Genomic DNA, 395 nt, shown 5'->3' with positions numbered 1-395 from the left:
GTAGGTGCCGGGTGTGGTGGTGCCCGCCGTGGTGATGTTGAGCGTGGCGGGGGATCCGGCGGTGACGCTGCCGGGGGTGGCGGTGGCGTTGACGCCGGCCGGGGCACCGGAGACGGTGAGGCTGACGCTCTGCGCCGAACCCGACGTCACGGCGGTGGTGATGTTCGCGCTGGTGCCCGCACCGGCCGTGACCGTGCCGGAGACCGGGTTCACGCCGACCGAGAAGTCGTTCCCGGGCTGGGTGCTCGTCACCTTCAGCGTGTAGGTGCTGGTGTGGGTGCCGGAGGGGGCGGTGCCGGTGACGGTGAGCGGGTAGGTGCCGGGTGTGGTGGTGCCCGCCGTGGTGATGTTGAGCGTGGCGGGGGATCCGGCGGTGACGCTGCCGGGGGTGGCGG

The 395-nt window shown here is 73.2% G+C and carries 1 pseudogene; it reads right to left on the bottom strand.

From position 1 onward, the window contains the following. Positions 1 to 395, bottom strand: a pseudogene (locus PUR61_RS16575) (glycosyl hydrolase family 8); the annotation flags it as partial.

Origin of the sequence: Streptomyces sp. BE20 (genome assembly GCF_036322525.1) — a bacterium.
Lineage (GTDB): Bacteria > Actinomycetota > Actinomycetes > Streptomycetales > Streptomycetaceae > Kitasatospora.
Note: the sequence above shows the minus strand (reverse complement) of the source record. Positions and strands in the feature narration are given on the sequence as shown.